The organism is Shimia sp. R11_0, from assembly GCF_017744035.1.
Lineage (GTDB): Bacteria > Pseudomonadota > Alphaproteobacteria > Rhodobacterales > Rhodobacteraceae > Shimia > Shimia marina.
In genome coordinates, this window is the sequence record NZ_JAGHQY010000001.1 from 213,902 (window position 1) to 239,674 (window position 25,773).

Genomic DNA, 25,773 nt, shown 5'->3' on the forward strand with positions numbered 1-25,773 from the left:
CCAATCCCCGCTCATTAGGCATATGTCACATCGATGTGGGTTTTCATGGCAACGTCTGACGGGTAGGAGTGGGCCAACAAAAAGGTGGGACAGTATTCAAATGCGTGCAATTGCTCTTTTGCTGGTGGCAACTCTTGGTTTGGTGGCCTGTGGCCCAGGTGGCGGTGCGTCGGGCGCTAAACAGTATAAGATCTCTTCAGGCAGCACTGCGCGCGTTCAGTTTCGCGTACTGGATTCCATCAATGCCCTTCGTCAGGCCTCCGGTGCCCAAACCGTTGAATTGAACGCGCAACTGAACGCTGCCGCCGCGACACATGCCCGTGACATGTCTTTGCAAAACCGGCCATGGCACTTTGGATCGGATGGCTCGTCTCCGCTCGATCGTGTGGCCCGTGTTGGCTACACTGGTATTTTGACCGGCGAAACCATCAGTGAAACATATGAAACAGAAGTCGAAACGCTAGCAGCCTGGATGGAGCAAAGCGATACCCGCGCTGTGATCCTCGACCCAGAGGCTCAAGATATGGGGTTTGCCTGGTTTCAAGAAGACAACGGCAAGATTTGGTGGACGCTGGTAATGGGACGTCAAATTGGCGCACAACCTGACGTCCAACTCGCTCAGTTTTAAGGGTAGATTGAGATCACTGTGCCGTTTTTGACCATGGCGTATATCTCGCGCATTTCTTTATCCGTCACAGCGATACAGCCCGCTGTCCAGTCGTCCTTGCCGTTCTGAAACGCCTTTGGGCGTCCGTGGATGAAGATATCACCGCCCGGAGGTTGGCCGATGGATGCCGCATAGGCCCGGTCTGCGGCATTGGGATAAGAAATCCCTATCGACAGGTAAAACTTGCTGTTGGGGTTGCGACGGTCAATGAAATAGTCGCCCTCCGGTGTCCGGCCATCCCCCTCGACCTGCTTATGTCCAAGCGGTGCAAAACCCAAATCAACATCATAGGATTTCAACACCTTTTTATGGTGCAGCAAATACATCTTGCGGTCTTCCTTGAAGACTGCAACGCGCGTCACCTCTGGACCATTATACGTTATAAATTTACTGGAACATGATGCCAGCGTGAACGCCATAACGGCGATCAAAAATGCGGTAAACCAACGCATTCCGTGATTCCTTGATGTATGTTTATATCTGCCTCTGCGCGCAGCTTATCAGATCTGTCCGAGCCGTGTCTTTCACGGCTGTGTGATGCGCTTTAGTGCCGAACGAACCGTGATGCCAGTTCAATATGTGAAGACCAGCGAAATTGATCCACGGTCTGCACCCAGTCCAGAGCGTATCCGGCGTTTATGAGCGTGATTGCATCACGTGCGAACGTCACTGGGTTGCAAGACACATAGGCAATTTCAGAGATCTTAGAGCGTGCCAACTCTGCAATCTGTGCCTCGGCACCCGCTCTTGGAGGATCAATGATCGCAAAGTCGTATCGCAGATCCTCAGCAATCACTGGATTTCGAAAGAGATCACGCGCTTCTGCCGTGACCTTCTTAAGCCCTTGCGCAGAACGCCAGCCTGCATCCAGCGCCCTCACCATGGTTTTTTCCCCCTCAATGCCATGCATCTGAGCATAACGCGCCATGGGCAACGTGAAGGTGCCGCATCCCGCGAAAAGATCGATCCCGGATTTTCCGCCGGTGATCGCCTCCTGCACAGCAGCCAAGAGCGCCACTTCACCGTCTTTGGTGGCCTGAAGGAAAGCGCCGGGAGGGGGGACAACACGGGCTTCCCCAAACTTCTGATAGGGCGGCGTCCGTGTGGCGATGACTTCTCCATCCCATGAAAGCCGCGCCAAACCAAAGCGTTCCGTCTCCTGAGCGAGACGCGCCAAAAGCGGACCCTCCAGTGGCTTGCCGCCCCGTACAGCCAGATCAAGTCCGGCTTCTGACAGGCTGACCGTGGCGCTGATTTCACCCTTACGGGAGCCTGCGATCTGGCACAGCTCTGCCACGATGTCCAAAGCCGGCATCATATCCGGGTGCAAAAGCTGGCAATCTGGCACATCAACGATGAGGTCAGATGCTCGCGCATGAAACCCCACCAATGCACCTTTTTTGGTCCGCCGGGCAGAAAGCACGGCACGCCGTCGCGAGCACGGCGGGGAAGTGATGATCGGTTTCAAGTCTGTCTCAACACCCTGCGCGGCAAGCGCCTGACGCACAATCTCCACCTTCCAACCCGCCAAAAAGTCATCTGCAGCATGTTGCAGTTGGCATCCACCACAGGATTTAAAGTGACGGCAAGGCGCTTTGACACGATGCTCCGAAGGCTCGACAATCCGTATGTTTTTCAAACGATTGCCTTCAACCTCCCCTTCGATGGTTTCGGCAGGGAGGGTCAATGGGGCAAAGAGTGGACCGTCGGCAATGCCATCGCCGTGCAGGCCCAATCGCTGGATGGTGATCTGGCTCATGCCCGACCCCTAGCGGGCGCGGGGCATGAGGTCAAACCCTGACAGGCTTTACTCCGCAGCCTCATCTGCATTCAGGAAACCACCAGATTGCCGTGCCCAGAACCCGGCGTATTGGCCACCCAGTTCCAGAAGCTCGGCGTGTGTGCCCTGCTCTACGATAGACCCTTGATCCAAAACCAAAATCCGATCCATCTCGGCAATTGTTGACAGGCGGTGTGCAATGGCGATGACGGTTTTGCCAGCCATCATGCCATAAAGCGTGCTTTGAATGGCGGCTTCTACTTCACTGTCGAGCGCGCTGGTGGCCTCGTCAAGCAGCAGAATCGGCGCATCCTTGAGAATCACTCGTGCCAGAGTGATCCGCTGACGCTGACCGCCAGAGAGTTTCACACCGCGCTCCCCAACGTGGGCATCATAACCTTTGCGGCCCTGCGGATCTTCAAGATCCAGAATGAAATCATGTGCTTCCGCCTTTTGCGCGGCGGCGATCATTTCCTCTTCACTGGCGTCCGGCCGACCGTATAGCAGATTGTCCCGAACAGAGCGGTGCAGCAACGAGCTGTCCTGTTGCACCATCCCAATGGCATCGCGCAGGCTATCCTGTGTGATCTCGCTAACATCCTGACCATCAATAAGAATACGACCGCTTTCAGCATCGTAGAACCGCAAGAGCAGTTTCACCAATGTGGATTTACCGGCACCAGAACGCCCGATCAAACCCACCTTTTCACCCGGGGAAATGGTGAGAGAGATCTTGTCCAAGCCCCCGCTACCGCGCCCATAGTGGTGTGACAGCGACTCAAGTTTGATTTCACCGAATTCGAACTCTAGCGGTTTGGCCGATTTTTCATCCACAAGATCAATCGGTTGCGCAATGGTTTCCATACCTTCGGCAACCACGCCAAGTTGACGGAAGAACGACGTCAGCGCCCACATGATCCAACCGGTCATGGCGTTGAGCCGCAAGCTTAGTGCCGTTGCGGCAGCGACCACACCAACGCTGGCCTGCCCCTGCATCCACAGCCAAATTGACCAGCCCACCACGCTGACAATCAGCACGCCGTTCAACGTCACCAGCATCACATCCATCAGCGTGAAGATCCGCATTTCCTGCTGGAAAGTTTCACGTGAAAATTCAATGGCTTCCTTCGCGTATTCCAGCTCTCTTTTGTTGTGCGCAAAGAGCTTTACAGAATGAATATTTGTATAGGCATCCACCACGCGGCCGGTCACTTGGGAGCGGGCATCAGAGGATTTTTGGGACGCCGGGCCGACGTGTTTGACCGTCCATCGAACAAGGCCTCCATAGAGCAGCAGCCACCCCAGCATCGGCAGCACCAAACGCGGGTCGGCATCCGCCAAAAGCACCGCTGCGCCAACCACATAGGCGATGGAGAAGGTGATGGCGTCAAACACCTGAAAAACCGCTTCACCTGCGGCGGGAGGGGTCTGCATGATGCGGTTGGCAATGCGGCCTGCAAAATCATTCTCAAACCAGCCAACCGATTGACGCAAAACATGTTTATGGGCGCGCCAGCGGATCAGCGTGCCGAAGTTTGGCAGCACCGTATTGTTCAGCAACAGCACGTCCAGCGCCTGAAGCGCAGGGCGCAGGAACAAGACAAACAGCACAACAGCGATGAATTCGCCCGCATGATCGGCCCAGACCTGCGTCGGATCCCCCGACAACAGATCTACAATCCGCCCCATATAGGCGATCAAACCGATCTCAACAGCAGCAACGATAACAGAGATTATTGCCGTAATTACAAAGACTTTACGGAAGGGGCGCGCATATTCACGCATGAAGGGCCACAGCTTTGTGGGCGGGGCGTCGACTTCATCATAGTCGCAATAAGGGTCAACAAGGGTCTCGAAAAACTTGAACATGGAAAGTCCTGAAAAAGGTCATAGATGCAAAATGAAATGACAGGCCACATCAGGCTGCCACAGCAGTCAGATGTGGTTATGAAAACCAGATCCCACGAAACATTTTGCACTCCTTCTCATGTTTGAGTTGTGTCCATGCTGGCGCAGTGTTGCGCGCCAGTCAACCTCTGATTAACCACGTTTTTGCACGTCAGTATTGCGTCTGTATCCCGGAGGTATCGCGGCAGTGTTGTTTTCACTCTGTCAAAATCAAAAACAGCCCGTACGACCCCCGTTGCCGGATGACGCTGATCAAGCAGCGGGCACACACCAATGGCGAGAAGACCTGACTCGCAAAAACTCGCCCATCGTGCGCATGTCGCAGGGTTTCCGGACTTGCATAATTCTGCCAAACTCTCATTAACATTTTGTTAGCGAAACTGTGATGCGGCGGCCAATTGAGTTGAAGACATTCCCTGCGTTTTGCGGGGGAGTTTGAAAGGCAATGATGTGAACAAGCCCATATTCCACATGACGTTTGTCTTAAGCCTGTTGGGTGCCCCAATGATGAACCTCTCTATGAGGGCAGAAGCCATGTCACAAACAAAACCGGTGATTGTTGTATCTTGTCCAGATGTGCCCGGCCACGGAGACCATTTGTGTCCCGCGCTTATCACGTCTTTGACGCAGGCGGCACCGAAGCACGTGGTCCAACAAAGCACAGGTGATGATACGATCCGGCCTGAAGACCTGCATGTGACATTGGTCATGCGGGACGCCACAGATGATCGGCTGATTGGCACTTTGGAGTGGCGCACACAACAGCAACCGCCGTCTTCCGGACCAGAAGTTGAGCTCACCGTGATGGACAGTGCGATCCGACCAGGAATGTATCGTCAATTTACGGATGAACTGATCAAGGCAAATGCCAAATTCTTGGCAAATGACACAAATTGAACACGTTTGAATATTTAGGTCCCCCGTGTATGCGGGACGTGATTTGAAGGAGATGAATGCATCATGTGTATTATGTGTGCAGCAACAGCGACATTTGATCCAAACCGGCACCCAGGCGAGGGACCCGTGCAGGCTCTGATCACGGAAGGCAACGACGCTGTAGCCGGCGTTGGCACCAACTATACAATTTCTGTAGGCGACACCTTCAACGGCACGCTTGATCGGGTTGGCGATCGGGATTGGGTGGCCATCGAATTGACGGCTGACACGTGGTACGAAATCAATCTGGCAGGTGCACCTTCAAACAGCGGCACGTTGAATGACCCCTATCTGCGTCTCTATGATTCATCAGGCAACCTGATTGATGAAAACGATGATGTCGCGGGAGGGCTAGAATCTCTGCTTCGTTTCTCAGCCAATTATACCGGCACATATTATATCGCCGCAGGGTCTTATAACGATGGCGGGCAAGGCACTTATGAGATGTCTGTCGAAGCCGCCGCACCACCAAGCCCCGGCACAGTAGATGAATTGGCCGACTTCCTCACCGAAGGCTATTGGGGAAGCGAGCGTCATTGGGACACTAGCTCTGACAACGTCATCTCCGTCAATATCACGGGGCTGACTGCAGAAGGCCAACAACTTGCCCGCTGGGCGTTCCAAGCCTGGGAGATGGTGGCCAACCTTGATTTCCGGGAAACCAGCGGTGCAGCAGACATCACCTTTGATGACGAGGCTCGCGGGGCCTATGCGCGGTCCACAGTCGTCGGCGGCTTTATCACCTCCTCAAGTGTCAACGTTGGTACTGGATGGCTGTCTTCATATGGCACGACATTGGGAAGCTATTCTTTCCAGACCTATGTGCATGAAATCGGCCATGCCATCGGGCTTGGCCATCAGGGCGGCTATAATGGCTCTGCCACCTATGGTGTGGATGAGACCTTCAGCAATGACAGCTGGCAAATGTCGATCATGTCCTATTTCAGCCAATCCGAAAACACGACAGTGGATGCCAGCTACGCTCGCCTGCTGACGGCGATGATGGCGGATATTGTTGCAGCTCAAAACCTCTACGGCGCATCCACAAGAACCGATGGCAATACCGTTTGGGGCGCGGGCGCTAATCTGGGCAACTATCTTGATGATGCCTTTGCTGCACTGGATGGTTCTGGGGACACCTCCATTTATAACGGTGGTCCCGTTGCCCTGACGATTGTGGACAATGGCGGCAACGATCTGTTGAATCTGCGCCCCTACAACACGGATTCTCGCATTGACCTGACCCCTGGCACATTCTCCGATGTCAATGGGCTGACTGGCAACCTTGGTATCGCACGCGGCACGGTGATTGAACGCCTGACCACCGGCGACGGCAATGACGTCATTGTCGGCAACTGGACTGCAAATGTGGTGAATGCCAACGGCGGCAATGACAATATCTCTGCCGGTGGTGGCTGGGACAAAGTCTGGGCTGGTGCTGGTGATGACACGGTATTGGGCGAGGCCGGGCGAGACACTCTGGGCGGTGGAGACGGCAACGACTCTCTGCTGGGTGGCGCAGGGAACGACCGCATCTTTGGCGGCAATGACAATGACACCGCGCAGGGCGGCGAGGGAAATGACAGCCTGTTTGGTGGCAACGGCAATGACAGCCTGCAGGGCGGCGACGACAACGATTTTGTACGTGGTGGCAACGGCAACGACACGGTATTTGGCGACGACGGCAATGATACCCTGTATGGGGACAACGGATTTGACACGCTCTACGGCGGCGGCGGCGCAGACTCCCTACTCGGTGGTGGCTGGAACGACGTATTGGAAGGCGACGCAGGCAATGACACGCTTCTTGGGGACGTTGGCAATGACACGCTGGGCGGTGGTGTCGGTGATGACAGCCTGCGCGGCGGCAACCACAACGACCAACTTCTAGGTGGTTTGGATAACGACCTGCTCTATGGCGACAACGGGCATGACACGCTGCTTGGAGAAGAGGGCAATGACACCCTTTATGGCGGCAGCGGCAATGACACGCTGATCTTTGGATCCGGCAATGACATTGGCGACGGCGGCTGGGGTGCGGACACATTTGTGTTTGGCAGCTTTGTGGGAAGCTCCAACATCGTCAACAACTTCAACACAGCACAAGGTGATCGCTTGCGGCTGGATGATGCTCTTTGGTTGAGTGGACATGGCGCACTTACGGCGGAAGACGTGCTGTCCACTTTTGGCAGCAATGTTGACGGCGATCTTGTACTGACCTTTGATGGCGGGCAGTCGATCACCCTGAGCGGTCTGGGCACAACTGTTGGTCTGGAAAGCGCTCTGGACATTTTCTAAGACAGCATCTGTTTACCTCTACAAAAAGGAGCGACCTCACCCGAGATCGCTCCTTTTTCGACGAAAATCTACGGAAAACCTGACTTTTAAGCAGCCCTCAATTCTACCCTGGGCTGAAAAAAGCCTCCGTCTCCAAATTCAATTTGCTCCGATCGCGAAGACACGCTTAGGTATTGCTCATATTTTTTCAAAACTTTGAGTTTGAGTATGACTGTATATGTTTTCGCCGGCTTTACGGTGACCGAGAACCTTATTTCCACCAGGAACCCAGTGCGGTCGGTTGAGACGACCGAAGTGACATTTGGATTGTCGGAGGGGCGCGATTACATCGTCTATTTACCGACCAACCCGTCCCCCGGAGAGCTGCCCTTCATTTCTCCAGAAAGCGTTACAGAGTTTATCGCGTTTGGCAGTCAGTCTTCCGACGACATCAGAGAAAACGGGGCGTCCTATGTCCAGCCACGGCTGGGCGAAATCACCTGGTCGGGCGGCACATCGCAAGTCTTAGTCTACGAGGCTAGACAGGGCGCGACTCTCACAAGCACTTACATATACTTGGGCGGCGCCCCTTTGCCGGATATCACATCTGTGGCCGATTGGATCGCTTTTGAAAGCTCTATCACCAGTCGAGATGCGATTAACAGCGGACCTTTCGCCCCTTTGACGCAGATCCTTTATGACGATCTGCCATATTTAGACAGGCATGATACGACCCATATCACCAACCAACCCGGCGTCACCACGTTGGAAGGGACCGGCCGGGATGATATGATCCTTGCGGATGGGACACATGTTCTTGGCAGCTTTGGCAACGACGTGATTTCCTATGTGAATACCGAAGATGGGACGTTTTCCTGGCTTGAGTACAGCCGACTGGCAGCAGGTATCACCGTCAACTTAGATCAGGCGGAACAGCACTCGACCGTGGATTTGAGCCCGACCATATCGCAGAATCTGATCGATTTTTTTCGGGCGATGGACACAGGTCATGGCAATCGGGCCATGGTTGATGGCACCCGGTTTGATGATGTGTTCAACATCAACCTCAACGCAGCCTCATGGCTGTCTTTGGGCGGGCGGAGGGGCGATGATGTCTTCAACCTTTCCGGCAGCGGCACCATTACGCTGGAGTATGGGCAGGCGCTTTTCGGGATCACAGCTCGTTTGAACACGGGCGTGATACAGGACGGGGATGGCGGCACAGACCGGGTCAACTTCTCTGCCGGTCATAGCGTAACCCTGAGTGTTTTGGGATCACGCTACGCAGACAACATCACGGGAAGCGCGCGTGACGAGGGTTTCGTGGTGAGTGGAGGCAACGACACTTTGCGCGGATGGGGCGGGCGCGACAGCCTGCTGGCGAACTCCGCAGATGTATCAGATCTCTTTGTCAATCTGACCACGGGCATTGCGACCGGGCAGTATTTTGGTCAGTCGTTTTCCCTCACTCTCGGCGGAATCGAAGATGTTGCTGGCAGCCTCACACATGGCAGCAGGCTGGCTGGTGATGCGAACAACAACCGTCTTGAGGGTTTTGCTGGCAATGACACGCTCTTTGGCGCCGGGGGTGATGACACGCTGATCGGTGGGGATGGCAATGACCTGTTTGTCGGATCAAACGGGGATGACAGCATGTTTGGCGACGCCGGCAATGACACCTGGCAGATGGGCCGGGGGTTGGACATGTTTGACGGCGGTGCCGGGACAGACCTTGTGATTGTCGAAATGGACAACTTCGGCATGGGCGCCACCGATGTGGTGCAAGCCGTGATTGGGCTCAACGGTGGCATTCAAATGGGGGCCTCCTCTCATGGAGCCGCGCTGACATCGGTGGAAAATATCCGATTTCATGGATCAAACGACGTTTTTGTCTTTGGGGACTACACCGGCAACATCGTGTCCACGGGCTCTGGCAATGACTCGGTGCGTGGCGGCGGCGGGTTTGACCGGATCTGGGCAAACAACGGCAATGACACCGTCATGGGAGATGCGGGCAACGACACGATTGGCGGCATGAATGGCAATGATGCCCTTTGGGGCGGCGCCGGTCAGGATCGCTTGTTTGGAGGGGCAGGCAATGACACACTCGCCGGTGGTCAGGGCAATGACCGGCTTTATGGCGGGATCGGAAACGATACCCTGAATGGCGGCAGTGAAACGGACTCTCTTTATGGCGGAGATGGCCATGACGTTCTGCGCGGTGGGGCTGAATATGACATCCTACGCGGTGGCCGCGGGAATGATCTGATCGAAGGAGAGGATGGGGATGACGACCTGCTTGGCGAAAATGGCCAAGACACGCTGAACGGGGGGGACGGCGACGACTATCTCAATGGCGGTGGCTGGGGCGATCAACTCAACGGAGGCACCGGCAATGACCAGATGAACGGAGGCCTGGGGAATGACAGCCTGTTTGGTGGCACGGGCAATGATACCCTCTACGGCGGTCGCCAAAACGACGCGCTTTACGGCGGTACAGGCGCAGATTCCCTGTTTGGGGAAAGCGGTAATGACACGCTGTTTGGCGGAATTGGAGATGACTTCATTTCCGGCGGCGGGGGCAATGATCGCCTGGTAATGGGGCCTGGCAATGACGCGGCCTTTGGCGGATCAGGGGCCGATGTTTTTGTCTTTGGACGCGGCGGCGGTGCCTCAAACCGGATCCAGGATTTCACCATCTCAGAGGGTGATCGGCTGGAACTGGATGATGCGCTTTGGCGCGACACCTATGGCACGCTGACCGCAGAGCAGGTGATCACCATTTTTGGCAGCGCTTCTTCTGTCGGATGGGGAGAGTTTACTTTGGATTTCGGCAGCGGCAATGTGCTCACGCTAGAGTATTATCGCAGCTTTGATCATTTTGAGTTGATTGACATCGTTTGACCTGTTGACGTTTCTGGCGCGGCGGCGCATGAGCCGCGCCGATCCTTTTGCGCCCTGCCAATTCATAGGCTTCGCGAGCCCATTTGCGGCGTGTTGACTCGTGGATTTTCTGCACTCAGCGCGGTCTATGCTACCGCTCCTGCCTGTCAAAAGTGGCGTTTCCCCCAAAGAAAATAGCTTTTTGTTTCAGTGTACTGACTGGATTATACCCATTGTTGCGCTGAGAATGGATTGCCGTAACGGTAATATGCCTTATAGGTTGGTTAAGATTTTATTAGAACTTTACTAGGGGGCATTCATGACCATCCATCGTATCTCGAGCTATGTTATTGTCAGAGACGCAACCACACAGGGTGACCCGATCACTGGCTTCAACGCGCTCGATCTGACCGTGGCGGTTCCTGACAGCCAGACAAGCTTCTCCTACACAGTGCTCAACCCAAACCCCGGCGACTTGCCAGAGGTGGATATCAACTCCAATGACCTCCTGACTGCGATCAGCGGCATCAGTTTTGATGAGTTCACAACGGACACCACGCTGGAAGCGTTTATCGGTGAAGTGTCCTGGGGCGCGGGCAACACCACGCAGGTCATGGTGCTTGAGTTCATTGGCGACGATGAAGATGTTTCCATCGTTGTGCGTCTTGGGGGCACGCCATTGCCCTCAATTGCAAGCATTGCAGATTTCGAGGCTTTCGAAAATACAATCACCAACGTGGGTGCCATCACCAGCGGACCCTTTGCTCCGGGCGCCAATATTCCTTTTGCAAGCCTGCCCAACACCACCACGCTCGCAGATAACCAAATTCTGGGCACTGACAGTTCAGATGAGCTGAGTGGCACGGCCGGAAACGATCTGATCTACACGGGTCGCAATGACGGCGAAGACTCCGTGGTCGCTTCTGCAGGAGACGATTACATTGTGCTGACCGGTAGTACTGACGGCAGCTTCTACTATTTCAACTACGAAGATCTGGCCGGGCCGATCACGGTCAATATCGATGCAGAATGGGCTGCAGCCTCCGTGGACAAAGGCGGACTTGGCACCGACACCTATATCGATCTGTTCCGGGCCGTGAACTACGACACCGGGGACGGCGTATGGTTTGATGGCACCGCATCAAATGATGTGTTCAACATCAATCTGGACGATCGCACCTGGATTGGACTGTTTGGGGGTGAAGGGGACGATACCTTCAACATCACCGATGGTAGTATTGTTCGCCTCGCGTTTTATGATGGCACTACCGGTGTGAACGTGAACCTCAACACCGGTGTTATTCAAGATGGTCTTGGCGGTACTGACACCATCAACCATGACGCAAACTCCGACGCACGGATTGAAATTGAGACGGATAACAACAACGACACCGTTGTCGGCAGTGATCGCAACGAACGTTTCATCCTTGGGGCGGGCACCGACAGTCTGGACGCAGGCGGTGGCTGGGACGTGCTGCGCTATGACCGTCGTGGCGTAGAATCCGTCGAGTTTAACCTGTTTGCCGGCACGGCAACCGGCATGTGGGATGGATTGGCGTTCAATCATTCAATCAGCAATGTCGAAGAGGTGCGTGGCTCTCGTGAGGGCAATGACCGCATGCTGGGCAACGGGTCTGACAACCGCTTTGAAGGCCGCGGCGGCAATGACACCATGAACGGCTTCTCAGGCAATGACACGCTTGACGGCGGGGACGGAAACGATCTGTTCCTTGGTGGTCTGGGCGATGACAGGATGTATGGCGGAGCCGGCAATGACATCTGGCGCATGGGCAGCGGTACGGACTATTTCGATGGTGGCGAGGGGATCGACCTGGTCGAAATCCGGCTGTCTAACTTTGGCCTCGACCCCAATGCCGTGGTGGAAGTGAATCTGGACACCGGCGACAGTGGCGTGGTCGGCAACCCCAACCTGCGCGACACGCTGGTCAATGTTGAGAACGTCACCGTGATTGGCGGCAATGATACTCACCTGACCGGCAACAACGCAGGCAATGTGCTGATTTCCGGTTTTGGTGACGACCTGCTTGAAGGTGGAGGCGGGTTTGACCGACTGTTTGCAAATGCCGGGCAAGACACGATTTTTGGCGGCAACGGCAACGATAGCCTTGGTGGCAACAGCGGCAATGACCAACTTTGGGGCGGCAATGGCAATGACGTTCTGTTTGGCGGCAATGGTGATGACACGGCCTCCGGCGGCGACGATGACGACCGTCTCTTTGGTGGCAACGGCAACGACTCTCTAAGAGGTGGGGACGGGGACGACACCATTCGCGGCGGCAACAACAACGATACCATTGAAGGCGAAGATGGCGCAGACAGCATCTTGGGTGAAAACGGTATCGACTCGATCACCGGTGGCCTTGGTGATGACTTCATCAATGGTGGCGGATGGAGCGACTATCTGGATGGAGGTAGCAACAACGACACCATCTACGGTGAAGGTGGCAACGACACCATTTTGGGCGGCGGTGGAAATGACGTGCTCGACGGCGGCGGAAGCCGTGACAACATCAGTGGCGGCAGCGGCCATGATGACCTGAACGGTGGCTTTGGCCATGACACGCTGAATGGTGGTTGGGGTGATGACACCATGACGGGTGGTGGCGGCAACGACCGGATCGAATTTGGTCCGGGTAGTGATCAAGCCACTGGCGGTTTGGGTGCCGATACTTTTGTCTTCGGTACCGATGCGGGCAGTTCCAATACGCTGTTTGATCTGACGCCCGGAACAGGAGACCGTCTGCAACTGGATGATGCATTGTGGACCGGATCCCATGGCGCACTGACGGCAAGCGAGGTCTTGTCCAACTTTGGCAGCAATGTGGGCGGGGACTTTGTTCTGACCTTTGACGGCGGTCAAACGCTCACTCTTGATGGCGATGCGGGCTTCTTCCAGCATTGGTTGATTGACATCATTTAAAAGCAGAAGCGCATAGGCGCTCAGCCAACCGGCCGTTCTTTGCGACGGCCGGTTTTTCTTTGTGCAACAGTGCTTTTATACCTGAACCAAGCTTATCAGATGCTCGACACGTCCAGGGTTTCGCGGCATACCTGACGGCATTGATCCATAGATTTTTTGCAAGGATATCCGCGTGTCGACCCCTCTTGAAAAACTCATCGCAAAGAAAATTGGAACGCTGCGCAAAACCGATTTGCCAAACACTGCGCAATCGGGAGAGCCTTTGATCCCCGGCATTTACTTTAGTTGGGACACCAAAGACTGCGACATCACTTTTACCCTAAGTCGCCCGAGACCAAATATGCTTATGCGCATTGACGGTAGTGTCAAAGGGACACCACGGTGGTTGACCCTCAATCTGGTGCTCGACGAGGCAGAGATTTCCGCGGATACGGTGCTGGGCGTTGTGGCCAGTATGAGCGGGACCGGCGCAAAGACGCTGCCGCTGTTCATCCGCAGCGTGCGTGATGGAGAAACAGAGGACACGATTTTTGATGAAGAGCTGGTCCTGAACAAGGGCAAGCGTGTCTCGGTCGCGCTCAATCGCCTGTCTGACAGCGCTTTTGCCGCTGGTGGGAAGGCGTTTCATACGCTTGTCATCAACCTGCCAACGCAAGATTTTGAATTGGCGTTGGAAGATCTCAGCGTGTTCTTCTCTCCCGCCAAAACGGATGCGGCTGAAGACTAATCTGCCCGATGCACCCATGTGTTGCCTGTATCAGGTTTTGGGCGCACGGAGCCTTTTGAGAATGGCAAACAAGGCACTCAATGATCTGGGCCCAGAGTCCACATCTTTGGGAAGAAAGCCATGTCCGAGACCTCCGCGCGCCTGTCCCTGCCCTTTCTCGCAGCAAGCCAGGCTCAAAAACACGTCACCCATAACGAAGCGCTGCGTCTGCTGGATCTTTGGGTCCAGCTTGTGATTGAGGGATTTGACGCTGATACACCGCCTGTGGCCCCGGAGGACGGGCAGATCTGGGCAACCGGCGCGGCACCGACCGGCGATTGGGCGGGCCAACCGCATTCGCTGGCCATACGGGACGGTGAATTCTGGCAATTCACACCTCTGGTGGCTGGCTGTCGCGCGCTGAGCCGTGGGTCGAACACCCTGCTGCTTTGGGCGGGCAACAGCTGGCAGCCCCTGCCCCCGCACACCGACAATCTGGAAGGTTTGGGCATCAAGACAAGCTTTGATGCAACCAATCGCCTGTCTCTGGCCGCCGCCGCCAGCCTGTTCAGCCATGCGCCAGAGGGCGGCGGGCACCAGCTCAAACTCAACAAAGCTCTGACCGAGGACACGGCCTCTCTGCTGTTTCAGACCGGCTGGTCCGGTCGGGCCGAAATGGGCACCACTGGGGACGATGCGTTTGCCATCAAAGTGAGCGCCGATGGCACAAACTGGAAAACCGGCCTGCGATTTGACCCGACCAATGGGCAGGTGCAGGCGCCAAGCGGCCTGAGTGTTACGGGCAGCATCACAGGATCTGCGGTACAGGACACCCCCTCAGACACCACAGCAGAGCGTTTGATGACTGTCGGGGCCTTTGGCCTTGGTCTGCATGATCAAAGCGCTGCGCTGCCGCCCGAAGATTCATTAGATGATCTTCAGATCCAAGGGTTCTGGCGCTATGGTTCCGCCACAATTGGCGCACCCAGCGGTGCTGGAATGATGATCCATTTCACACGCATTCCCAGTTCCAGCTTTGGTGGAATGTTGCAGATGGCCATCAGCCATTTGGGAGATGTCTATTTTCGTGCCCGGGCCGCAGACGGGTGGAATAGCTGGTCACGGATCTGGCAGAATAGAAACACAACCGTGGATGCCAATGGTTTTCTGAAAGAAGCCAGCCCAATTCTGCGCCTGTCTGACACCGGCATTGAGGCCCCGGCAGACCCGCTGGAGGCAACTTTTGAGAAACCCGATGTGGGTCACTACCAGCTGCGCAATGTTCCCCCCCTGGCGGGGGTCGGCTGGCAAATTGAGGTGCCGCAAGATGCCAATGGCAATCGTCTGGTCTTTGTACAAACCCGGTATGACGCCACGTTGCGCTGTCTGGACATTCATACAAGTGCGGTGCGTTGGGAGGGCGCTTGGGTGGCTGGTGCTGCCAAGGACATCCCTGCCGCGCGTTGGATTGACCTGAGATTTTCAAATAATCCGACGCCCGACAGTGAAAAAGGCGACCCAGAATAGGCCGCCTTACTACACGCTTATGCAAAGGCAGTTTAGCCTTTGGCACCCTGCCCGCGGGCATAGACATCTTCGTAGCGGATGATGTCATCTTCGCCGAGGTAGCTGCCGGTCTGCACTTCGATCAGCACCATGGGTACTTTGCCCGGGTTCTCCATGCGGTGCACAGCCCCCAGCGGGATGTAGACAGACTGATTTTCACTGACCAGTTTGATTTCATCGTCCACGGTAACCTTGGCCGTGCCCTCAACCACAATCCAGTGCTCCGCACGGTGGTGGTGGCTTTGCAGGCTCAAGGCCGCACCCGGATGCACATGAATGCGCTTCACCTGAAAGCGGTCACCAACCACGAGGCTTTCAAACCAGCCCCAAGGGCGGAAATCGCGCGGCAAAATTTCCGCCTGCGCCGCGCCTTTTTCCTTCAGCGCAGAAACCGCCTTCTTCACGTCCTGCGCCCGGTCTTTGTGGGCGACAAGAACGGCATCGGGCATGGCCACGGCGATCACATCCTCAAGACCAATGCCCACCAGCTGCTGGCTGCTGTCTTCGGCGCGCAGAAGGGTGTTTTCACATTCAATCGAGGTGGCCGGACCGCTGAGCACAACGCCGTTGTCATCCGGGCCACTTTCCATCCAGACCGCATCCCAGCCGCCCAGATCAGACCATGCACCGCCGTAAGGCACCACAGAGAGATTATCGGCTTTCTCCATGACAGCGTAGTCGATGGAGATATCCTCCATCTGACTCCATGCCTCTGGATCCAGACGGGTGAAGCTGAGATCTTCTTCGGCGGCGTCCACTGCTGCGCGGGCCTGCGCCAGCATCTCAGGTGCATGGGCCTCAAAAGCCGCAATCAGCGCATCCGTGGCAAAGAGGAAGATCCCGGCATTCCAAAGGTGCTGCCCCCCGGCAAGCAAGGTTTCGGCTTTGGCGGCGTCAGGCTTTTCCACAAAGCTCTTAAGCGGTTGTGCCACCGGGGCAAAATCGGCCTCCGGGCTCTGACTCAGCTCCAGCCAGCCATAACCGGTTTCGGCACGATCTGGTTTGATACCAAAGGTTACCAGCTGACCGCTGGCGGCGGTTTCGGCGGCGGCCTGAACCGCATCGCGGAACCGGGTGCTGTCGGGGATCACGTGGTCAGACGGGGCCACCAGCATCAGAGCCCCCGCCTCGCGGGCCTCCAGCACCAGAGCAGCCGCGAGGATGGCTGGCGCGGTGTTGCGGCCCTCGGGCTCAATCAAGGTCGCAGAGGCGGCAATGGATTTCGCCGCCAGCTGTTCAATCACGATAAACCGGAAGTCGGACCCGGTGATCACCAGAGGGGCGGCAAAACCGGGGCCAGACAGGCGCTCCGCCGAGGCTTGAAACAGGCTGTCTTCGCCGGTGAGCTGGGCAAATTGTTTGGGGTAGCTCTTGCGGCTGAGCGGCCAGAGACGTGTGCCGGAACCACCGCAAAGCAACAGGGGATGAATGATCTGTGACATACTAAAATTGTCCTTGGGTAAAATTATCCGCGAAACGAATCCTGGTTATCAAGGAACCAGCGGTAGGTCTCTTTCACACCGTCCTCCAACGCCACGCTCGCTGTCCAGCCCATATCGGCCAGTCGGCTGACATCCATCAATTTCTTCATGGTGCCGTCCGGCTTGGTGAGATCCTGCGTGATCTTGCCTTTATATCCGGTCACTTCGGCAATCATACGTCCCAGATCCCCGATGGAGATATCGGTGCCAGTGCCGACGTTGATGTGGCTGAGCATTGGATCGGTATTGGCTTCATAGATGGCTTTGTCGAGCTCCAGCACAAAGAGGCTGGCCGCGGCCATATCATCCACATGCAGGAATTCGCGCATGGGTTTGCCCGTGCCCCACATGACCACCTCTTCCTGACCGGATTGCGCCGCCTCATGAAAGCGCCGGATCAGGGCGGGCATGACATGGGAGTTTTCAGGGTGGAAATTGTCCCCCGGCCCATAGAGGTTGGTGGGCATGACAGAGCGGTAATCCACGCCATATTGGCGGTTGTAGCTTTCACAGAGCTTGATGCCGGCAATTTTCGCCACCGCATAAGGCTCATTGGTGGGCTCCAACGTGCCAGTGAGCAGCGCATCTTCTTTCATCGGCTGCGGCACAGCCTTGGGATAGATGCAGGAACTGCCCAGTTGCAGAAGCTTTTTCACACCGCAGGCATAGGCCTGATGGATGACATTGCATTCCATCATCAGGTTTTCGTAGATGAACTCTGCCGGGTAGGTGTTGTTGGCATGGATACCACCCACCTTGGCCGCCGCGAGGATCACCACGTCGGGCTTTTCATCCTGCATAAAGCCGCGCACAGCCCGCTGATCGGTGAGATCAAGCTCTGCGTGGGTGCGGGTGATCAGCGTGAGATCTTCCCCTGCATCCTTCCGGGCCTGCAACTGGCGCAGAATAGCGCCTCCGACCATGCCACGATGGCCTGCGATGTAGATTTTTTTTGTCATTTACTTCGCCAAATCTAGGTCAAAGCAAGCCGTATCAAACGGCTTGTTCCAGCTTGCCTTCACGAAAAGCCTTTGCAATTTCTGGGGTGAAACTTCCAGCTTCTACAACCTCTTGAAGCGCTTCCAGCTCTTTCAAATAAGCCTCTGGCAGCTCTTCTTTGGCGACGCTCAAACCACCGGTTCTAACGTGCTGGCCTTCTTGCAAGCTCTTCTTGCTTGAAATACGCACCTGCGTTTTTTCAACCAGATTGATCGCATCAAACAAAGAACAAGGAGATCCGATGAACTTTGTCACCTCTTCAACCAAAGGCACAGCATCTTTAACCATATCCTCGTAGTTGACCAACAAGGCGTTGTGTTGATCGGACCAAGACAATTTATGGCGGACCGCCCGCAGGGCAAATTGTCTACCCTTCGTATCAAGCCATTCCGCTTTTTCATCTAAGCTTGTTGTTTTATTTCGAAGCTGATGGTGGAACCAAGAAACTACTGAATCTGTCAGACGACGGTGTGTAACGACTACCCTAACATCGTCAGACTTCAAAAAATCATATTTGGAAGAATTTTCGATATGTGTCTTGAGCAAAGTAGTCGTACCCGCCCACTCGCCGCTTTCAAAATATCCGGCAAGTTTATCAGGATCGACAGAAGGGTTCTTCCAACTATTTGCCCAAGCTTCTGAAGGGTATGATGGGTTTAAGTAGTTACGCAGGATGTTTTGCATCCATGTCGAGCCGCTTTTGGGCACACCATTGTTCAGGATAAGCATCCAAATTCCTTAATATTTTGCGTGGGTTAGAAATCTCCAACCGCACGCTTTTTATGAAAATCTAGTCACAACAAGACTAGGAAACATCTTTGGCTCAAACGATACCGATCTCTTCTTTAGCAAGTTTGCGAAGGGTTTCACGAACCAGTTTACGATATTCCTTTGAAGCTGCTTGCCAATCAGAAGCTTCAGCTTCCTTGTCCGCGACGGCGGTAGCACGACGATCTGTCAGCCAAAGAATCCAAGCAACACGCCCTGTTGTCTGACCCCATGCTTCATCATCTTCAGACAGAGCTGCACCACCTGATACGGCATCAATGGTAATGCCTTCCTTGTGCAACTTACGCAGGGATTTACGGACATAGGCACGAAAATCTTCTGCCTCGACATCCCAGATTGCCGCCTCGGTTTCTTTGTCCGCAGGAAGTTCTGCGCGGCGCTTTGTCAGCCAGAAAAGCCATGCCACGCGGGCGCTCATTTCACGCCATGCTTCGGTTTCTGTGCCTTCTGGTACGCTTTTAACTGCTGCTGTAGCCATGTCTTTATCCTTTTTTCAAAAAGACCAATGTTACAAATAGTATTGCCAACGGCGAGGTTAGCCTTCGATAGATACAGGCACTTCCATGCCATGCTCTTTCAACAACGCGTGGCGTTTTGCGACCTGCAAATCCTCGCGCACCATCTCGGCGCACATTTCCTGCACCGTGATCTCTGGCTCCCAGCCCAATTTCTGTTTGGCATTGGCCGGGTCGCCCAAAAGGGTTTCCACCTCTGCCGGGCGGAAATAGCGGGGGTCGATGCGCATGATCACGTCGCCCACTTTCAGCGCCGGTGCATTGTCCCCTTCAATCGCAGCCACAGTGGCAATCTCTTCTGTGCCGCTGCCCGTGAACTCAAGCGTCACGCCCAGTTCCTGTGCTGACCAGGCGATGAACTCCCGCACAGAATACTGCACACCGGTGGCGATCACAAAATCTTCGGCCGCATCCTGTTGCAGCATCATCCACTGCATGCGCACGTAGTCCTTGGCATGGCCCCAGTCGCGCAGGCTGTCGATGTTGCCCATATAGAGGCAAGGCTCCAGACCCTGTGCAATATTGGCCAGACCACGGGTGATTTTGCGCGTCACGAAGGTTTCGCCGCGGCGCGGGCTCTCGTGGTTGAACAGGATGCCATTACAGGCATACATGCCATAAGCCTCACGGTAGTTGACGGTGATCCAGTAGCTGTAAAGCTTGGCCACCGCGTAAGGCGAACGCGGGTAGAACGGGGTTGTCTCCCGCTGTGGGATTTCCTGCACCAGACCGTAGAGTTCAGAGGTCGACGCCTGATAGAAGCGTGTTTTCTTTTCCAGCCCGAGAAAGCGAATGGCCTCCAGCAGGCGCAGCGTGCCGATGCCATCCACATCCGCGGTATATTCCGGCGCTTCAAAGCTGACCGCAACATGGGACTGCGCCCCAAGGTTATAGACCTCATCCGGCTCCACTTCGCGCAGGATCCGCGTGAGGTTTGAGGTATCGGTCAGATCGCCATAGTGCAGTTTGAAATTGGCGTTATCGACATGCGGATCCTGATAGATGTGATCCACACGGCCGGTGTTGAACAGGGAGGCACGGCGCTTGATGCCATGCACCTCATAGCCTTTTTCCAGCAGGAACTCAGCCAGATAGGAGCCGTCTTGGCCGGTCACGCCGGTGATAAGAGCTTTTTTGGTCATGTAATGTCTACTTCTACAATTCGGATTTTGAAATTCTCATTCAGCCGCATGTTTGCCAGTTTTGCTGGCCCCCAAACGCGCAGCCACAAAACTCTCAACGCGGAGGAAATGGGTTTTGTCTGGGTTGTTGGCCGGCAGGCCTGACAGGACTTTATCCACTGCGGCGCGCACCTGCGAAGAGCCGAGCACGGACAAGGTGTCTTTCGGTGCCAACAAGAGGTTCGCTGCTGCAATTTTCAACAGCAAAGGATCCGATTTTGCGCCTGCCTTTTTGGCCAGCAACTGCATGAACTCGAGAGAGTCAGGCGTGTGCAGTGGCGCGTCGAACAGATCTTCGTCGATACCAGAAATGGGTGCGGCCACTGGTTTTTTGATAAATTCGGATACTTGCGGCACACCGGCCACCGCTTGGGCAATACTGGCGCGCAGCGCATCGCGCAGTTTCACAACATTGCGATCACGGAAAGCAATTTGACGCGCTTTTTCTGCAAGCTGATTGCGCTTCCCAGGGTTGTCCAGCAAGCTCACCAACTCCGTCTCCAGAGCAGAAACTTCGGGCTTCGTCACAACAGCCGCGGCATCGGTCGATTCAAGATAGGCAATGGTCGCGAAATCCGCTGGACCATGTGCAAAAACGACAGCACCAGAAGCCAGACATTCAGGCGTCTTATTGGCCATGCTGTACTGCACGTAGCGGCGGGTCTCTTCGTTGAAGTTATAAGCGATGACCACCGCATCCGCCTCACGCAACCATTCGCGATACTCCTCGGTAGGGCGATTGGTCGTTTCGATACGCGTGAATTTGAACTTGTCAAACTTGTCACCGTGATCGCGGTGCCACCATTTCTGCGTGTTGATCTCAAAGGAAACCGGTTTGCCTTTTTTTGCGAGGTTTTCCACGGCTTCGGCCACACGCAACACGCTGTCCAGCGTCATGTTGGGCGCCAGACCACCGGCATAGCGCACACGCAGCTGTTTGCCTTCCTGATGGCGCAGCTCAGCCCAGTCCACAGGGTTGACGCCGTTGGCGTAGGCTTTGAACGGGTGGCCATAACGCTCTTCAAAGGCTTTAGACATCGCATCGCAGATCGAGAGGCGCACGGCGGATTGCTCCAGAAGCTTGATCAGGTCAGGCCCATGCACAGCCCATTGCTCTGGGTCGTTGCGCTCCATCTCTGCAGGCCAGTCATCCATAAGCCAGGTCACAAGCGGCACATTCAGGCGCGCGATGGTCTGCATGGCAAAGGCGTGCAGCTCTGACGTATTGGGCACCTGACGGTACATGATGACCTCAGGATCGAAGGCATCAATCGCAGCGGTCACTTCTTCTGCGGTGGACACCTTTGCCGGATAGGTATCATCCTCTCCCATGGTCACCAGAGCCATCTGATCTTTGCCATGTTTGGCAACTTGCAGGATCTGTTCGCTTGGCCAGCCCGCAAACAGGGTGGATTTGATTTCACCGGTTGCAGTGCCATTGCCCATGGCGGTCATATCAATCACCAGCATGCGCGGCGTTTTGGCCAGCTGCTTGGCTTCATTTTCTGCTGCCACAACCTCAGGAGACTTGGCCTCTGGGAAAATCGAGTGGAAGCTGCGGCGTTCAAACACCTCCAGCATGCCCCCGACGGTGGCGTTATAGATCGTCTGGCCGGTGCCTTCCAAGGTACGACGAGCCTCAGAGTACGCTTCAACCATTTTCTCCACTTGCGGATCGTGCCAGCGGAAGCCCTTGCCGAAATAATCCGGATCAAAGTGGTTGGTGTCATCGGACTTCATATCCAGAACACCCACGGCGTAGTCCTGACCTTCCTGTGCGTCAGCGGGAATGTCATAGCTGGCATCCACGCCGATCAGGTAAATCTCTTCAAAACCCAGATAGGCCGCGATCTGCATCATGGAGAAGGTCACGGTACAACCGGTGTAGGTGATCTTGTCCGCTTCCATTGAGAAGTCATAGCCGTCAGGATAGCTTTTGCGCGGGCGGTGATTGTAGAAAATCGTGTCTTCCGCCGCAGGGAAAGCGTAACCCAAATAGGCTGGGAACAATTTGGTCGAGCCTTTGAATTCATTGATCCAAGGCGCGCGATCCTCTGCCACAAGATGGTCTTCCACCAGATAGAATGTCGGCTTCCAGTCGAGATCCTTTGCCTTCAGGAAGAAGCCGTTCACGGCAAAGGTGACTTCGTCCTTAAGCATGCTGAGATCGGTTTCGTTCAGGCTGGGCCCGTTGCCGATCAGGAAGCAACGTTTGTGATCTTTGTACTTTTCTTTCAGCTCACGCAGCTTGGGGCGATAGATCGCATCCAAGTCTTTTTTGTAAATCTGATCCACGTGCTCTGCACCGCGGATACGATCAATCATCGGCACCCGCTCGGTCGCGGTGTAAATCGGAGCACGAGACGGCAGCTTGGACAGCCGGTCGTCATAGATCTCTTCGAGTTCTTTCGTGGTTGCTTCGTACAAATTCATGGGAACCTCTGGAGGAAAAGGCGGAATGGAGACAGATCAATAGAATCCGGCGAGCCGGTCGATAGCAGTGTGCGTGGCGCGGATCACCGCATCCACGGTATTGGAGCCATTGTGCGTGCCCAGAATGCAGCGTTCCATGCCACGGATCGGGCTGTCCATCGGCAGGGGTTCAACTTCAAAAACATCCAAGGCTGCGGAATGCACATGGCCAGATTGCAACGCTGACACCAGCGCCGCTTCGTCAATCAAAGGCCCACGCGCCACATTGACCACACGTACCCCTGCTTTGCATTTGGACAGAACATCAGCGTCCAGCATGTGGAAATTGTGTTTGTTCAGGGCACAGGTGAAGACCAGAAAGTCCAGATCCTCAACCGCTTCCGGCCACGCCGCGCGCTCAAGCCCGGGAATGCCAGCATCCCCTTCGACACCAGGGTCATAGGCCACAACAGTCATGCCGAGGGCCTGCAGACGGGTGGCGACATTGCGCCCGATATCACCCAGACCAATCACGCCAACACGACGGTTGATCAAGCTGATCCCAGCAGGTTTGGGCCAATTGCCCGCACGCACGCCGCGATCAATCAGGAAAAGTTCCCGCGCCAGACCAATCACAAAGCCGATCGCAACATCCGCCACTTCGGAGCCAAACATCATCGGCGTGTTGATGATCGGAATACCCAGATCCTTACAGGCGTCAAAATCGACATTGTCGACACCGATACCCCATTTCACCGCAGCGGTCAGACGACCCTTTTGCGCCGTTTCAAACACGCGGCGGGTGGCAGGGTCATCACCAATGATCCAACCGTCATAATTTGGTAGTTGTTCACAAAGTTCATCTTCGCTCAGAATCTGAGTGACCTGCGCCGGGTGCAGCCTCAGCCCACGCTCGGCGGCATAGTCGTAAAACAGATCAATCTGACCCAGCATTGGAGGGCAGGTTACGAGGACGTCTTTCATTCTGCAGCAACTTTCTCAGTCATGCGGATGCGGGCACAGGCTTCGGCCAGCAACCAATCTTCGGGGGTATCAATATCCACGGCTTCCATCTTGCCCATCTCAAAGAGGATCGGCTTTTTGCCAATGCGCGCATCGGTGGAGGCAAAGCTTTCGGCAGAGAAGATGAACAGGTTGGAGTTCTCTTCAAACCAAGGTTCCAAATCCTGTGTCTGGATCAGATTGTCTGGATCGTGATTCACCGGGCTGCCATCAGCGCGGTAAAAACGGGTTTGAATTTTGTTCACCGTGAACAGGGAATCTGCAGTGCCAGCGGCCAGACCTTTGTCATATGCCGTGATCGCCCCCCGGATGGTTTCTGGCGTCAGCATCGGATTGGTCGTATGAGTCATCAGGTAGGTGGCTGCAGGCTCGGCCGCGATGTCATCGGCCAAGATGCGGTTCATGGACACGGTATCCCCGCACAGCTCTGGCTTGCGGTCGCGGATCTTCACACGATCACTTTCCACCAAGCCGTTCTCCGCCAGGATCTCACGTGCATCGGTATTGATGACCACCTGATCAATCTCATCCAAGGCCAGCAGACTGTCCAATACCCAGCGAAACAGCGGTTTGTCATGCAGAACGCGGAAGTTCTTACCCTTAACCCTCTGGCTGTTTGCTTTCATGGGGAGGAGTGCGATACAACGGTTGGAGCCACTCATCTTTATCTGCCTTTTCAATAACCTGAGGGTAAAAATATTGCTGTTTCAAATCTTGGGACAGGAGCCTGTGCTCGTGGTTGCCCTTGTAGGAACCGACATATTGGTTCCAACGATACCGCAGCATATCTATCCGAGATGTCGATGTAATTCCGTTTCGGGCGGCAGAACGCCAATCTCCGAAAGTGCTTGAGACCACACAGCGCAGCACGTCCAGACGGGACAGGTGCACTTCTGGCATGATGTCCCGCAGCGCAATGGCTTCGCGCTCAAAACGACGTCGGACAGATTGCCAGGTTTCGCTATGATGGTGGAAAACAGGGGCCTCAGCGACATACCCCACCTTGTGACCATCCGCTGTCATGCGTTTGGCCAGTTCCATGTCTTCGAGGCCGGTCAGCTCTTCGTCAAAACGGTAGTTTTCCCACGCGCTCCGCAAAACCGCAGAGTTGGCGTTGTTACAGAAAAACCCCTCCTGCGGCACCTGAGAGGTGTCCGGGAAGTATTTTGCGAAGATCCGACGCTCTGAATAGTAGCTGTCGTCATCGCCAATTTGACGCCCGTATGTATAGGACACCGTACCGTCGATCAGAGGCTGACACAGGTTCTGCAGCCAATGCTCATCCGTTGGAACGCAGTGACCCGAAATCAGGATCAGCATGTCGCCGGTGGCATGATCACAGCCCCAGTTGAGTGAGCGCCCAAAAGAGAACTCTGCCTTTGTGATGTGCGTGATGCGGCATCCATGATTTTCGGCGATCTGGAGCGTACCGTCCGTCGACCCGGAATCGATCAAAACAGTTTCCACATCAAAGTCGGTTTTTTGACGCGCGATCATCACCAGAAGATCATCCAGATGACGGGCTTCGTTCAGCGTTCTAATGACAATGCTTGCAATCATATCAAGCCTCTTCGGTATCAAAACATCACATTCGAAATATATTTTCACCCAGAGAAATAAGGTGGCGACCGAAGTGAAGTCGAGAATTTTGTGAATTTTATTATAATCTGGTTAACGGATTCGTGCGGACTTTAGTACCGTTCGTTTGG

At 55.1% G+C, this 25,773-nt stretch carries 19 protein-coding genes; 7 read left to right on the forward strand and 12 right to left on the reverse strand.

Annotation, left to right across the window (positions count from 1 at the left end):
* Positions 1 to 100 precede the first annotated feature (100 nt).
* Positions 101 to 628 carry a CAP domain-containing protein gene (locus J7382_RS00930; protein ID WP_209066492.1) on the forward strand — a complete coding sequence of 176 codons (528 nt, stop codon included), beginning with the start codon at positions 101 to 103 and terminating at the stop codon, positions 626 to 628.
* Here J7382_RS00930 and J7382_RS00935 read toward each other — a convergent pair.
* From J7382_RS00935 to J7382_RS00945, 3 genes are all read right to left on the reverse strand, one after another.
* Positions 625 to 1,119 (reverse strand): L,D-transpeptidase family protein, encoded by a 495-nt coding sequence (locus J7382_RS00935; protein ID WP_209066494.1) that lies wholly within the window; start codon positions 1,117 to 1,119, stop codon positions 625 to 627. The two genes, J7382_RS00930 and J7382_RS00935, sit on opposite strands and share 4 nt — an antisense overlap.
* 92 nt (positions 1,120 to 1,211) lie before the next feature.
* On the reverse strand, positions 1,212 to 2,426 hold the full coding sequence (locus J7382_RS00940) for a class I SAM-dependent RNA methyltransferase (RefSeq protein ID WP_209066495.1): 1,215 nt from the start codon (positions 2,424 to 2,426) through the stop codon (positions 1,212 to 1,214).
* A 48-nt stretch (positions 2,427 to 2,474) separates the two neighbouring features.
* A complete protein-coding gene (locus J7382_RS00945; RefSeq protein ID WP_209066496.1) occupies positions 2,475 to 4,316 on the reverse strand; it encodes an ABC transporter ATP-binding protein in 1,842 nt (613 codons plus the stop codon).
* A 573-nt stretch (positions 4,317 to 4,889) separates the two neighbouring features.
* On the opposite strand from J7382_RS00945, the gene J7382_RS00950 reads away from it, so the two are divergent.
* The 6 genes from J7382_RS00950 (at position 4,890) to J7382_RS00975 (ending at position 15,625) form a co-directional block, all read left to right on the forward strand.
* Entirely contained in the window at positions 4,890 to 5,252 is a 363-nt protein-coding gene (locus J7382_RS00950) for a hypothetical protein (RefSeq protein ID WP_209066497.1), read from the forward strand.
* A gap of 126 nt (positions 5,253 to 5,378) precedes the next feature.
* A complete protein-coding gene (locus tag J7382_RS00955) occupies positions 5,379 to 7,589 on the forward strand; it encodes a M10 family metallopeptidase C-terminal domain-containing protein (protein ID WP_209066498.1) in 2,211 nt (736 codons plus the stop codon).
* A 207-nt stretch (positions 7,590 to 7,796) separates the two neighbouring features.
* Positions 7,797 to 10,472, forward strand: coding sequence for a calcium-binding protein (locus J7382_RS00960; protein WP_209066499.1), 2,676 nt, complete (start codon positions 7,797 to 7,799; stop codon positions 10,470 to 10,472).
* A gap of 298 nt (positions 10,473 to 10,770) precedes the next feature.
* Positions 10,771 to 13,392 (forward strand): calcium-binding protein, encoded by a 2,622-nt coding sequence (locus J7382_RS00965; protein WP_209066501.1) that lies wholly within the window; start codon positions 10,771 to 10,773, stop codon positions 13,390 to 13,392.
* A 172-nt stretch (positions 13,393 to 13,564) separates the two neighbouring features.
* Positions 13,565 to 14,119: a hypothetical protein gene (locus J7382_RS00970; RefSeq protein WP_209066503.1), complete on the forward strand. Its 555-nt coding sequence runs from the start codon at positions 13,565 to 13,567 to the stop codon at positions 14,117 to 14,119.
* Positions 14,120 to 14,239: 120 nt separating this feature from the next.
* On the forward strand, positions 14,240 to 15,625 hold the full coding sequence (locus J7382_RS00975; protein ID WP_209066505.1) for a DUF2793 domain-containing protein: 1,386 nt from the start codon (positions 14,240 to 14,242) through the stop codon (positions 15,623 to 15,625).
* A 32-nt stretch (positions 15,626 to 15,657) separates the two neighbouring features.
* Here J7382_RS00975 and J7382_RS00980 read toward each other — a convergent pair whose 3' ends face one another.
* The 9 genes from J7382_RS00980 to J7382_RS01020 form a co-directional block, all read right to left on the reverse strand.
* Entirely contained in the window at positions 15,658 to 17,106 is a 1,449-nt protein-coding gene (locus J7382_RS00980; protein ID WP_209066507.1) for a mannose-1-phosphate guanylyltransferase/mannose-6-phosphate isomerase, read from the reverse strand.
* Between the two features lie 23 nt (positions 17,107 to 17,129).
* Positions 17,130 to 18,104 (reverse strand): GDP-L-fucose synthase, encoded by a 975-nt coding sequence (locus J7382_RS00985; RefSeq protein ID WP_209066509.1) that lies wholly within the window; start codon positions 18,102 to 18,104, stop codon positions 17,130 to 17,132.
* A 34-nt stretch (positions 18,105 to 18,138) separates the two neighbouring features.
* Positions 18,139 to 18,873 carry a sulfotransferase domain-containing protein gene (locus J7382_RS00990; protein ID WP_209066510.1) on the reverse strand — a complete coding sequence of 245 codons (735 nt, stop codon included), beginning with the start codon at positions 18,871 to 18,873 and terminating at the stop codon, positions 18,139 to 18,141.
* A 94-nt stretch (positions 18,874 to 18,967) separates the two neighbouring features.
* Entirely contained in the window at positions 18,968 to 19,411 is a 444-nt protein-coding gene (locus J7382_RS00995) for a hypothetical protein (protein ID WP_209066511.1), read from the reverse strand.
* A gap of 57 nt (positions 19,412 to 19,468) precedes the next feature.
* Positions 19,469 to 20,590: a GDP-mannose 4,6-dehydratase gene (gmd, locus tag J7382_RS01000; protein ID WP_209066512.1), complete on the reverse strand. Its 1,122-nt coding sequence runs from the start codon at positions 20,588 to 20,590 to the stop codon at positions 19,469 to 19,471.
* 36 nt (positions 20,591 to 20,626) lie between these two features.
* Entirely contained in the window at positions 20,627 to 23,062 is a 2,436-nt protein-coding gene (locus J7382_RS01005; protein WP_209066513.1) for a 6-hydroxymethylpterin diphosphokinase MptE-like protein, read from the reverse strand.
* Between the two features lie 36 nt (positions 23,063 to 23,098).
* Positions 23,099 to 24,025 carry a phosphoglycerate dehydrogenase gene (locus J7382_RS01010; protein WP_247744771.1) on the reverse strand — a complete coding sequence of 309 codons (927 nt, stop codon included), beginning with the start codon at positions 24,023 to 24,025 and terminating at the stop codon, positions 23,099 to 23,101.
* A complete protein-coding gene (locus J7382_RS01015) occupies positions 24,022 to 24,690 on the reverse strand; it encodes an acylneuraminate cytidylyltransferase family protein (RefSeq protein WP_209066514.1) in 669 nt (222 codons plus the stop codon). The genes J7382_RS01010 and J7382_RS01015 overlap by 4 nt, the downstream gene beginning before the upstream one ends.
* On the reverse strand, positions 24,665 to 25,624 hold the full coding sequence (locus tag J7382_RS01020; RefSeq protein ID WP_209066515.1) for a glycosyltransferase family 2 protein: 960 nt from the start codon (positions 25,622 to 25,624) through the stop codon (positions 24,665 to 24,667). Before J7382_RS01020 ends, J7382_RS01015 begins: the two co-directional genes overlap by 26 nt.
* Positions 25,625 to 25,773 lie beyond the last annotated feature (149 nt).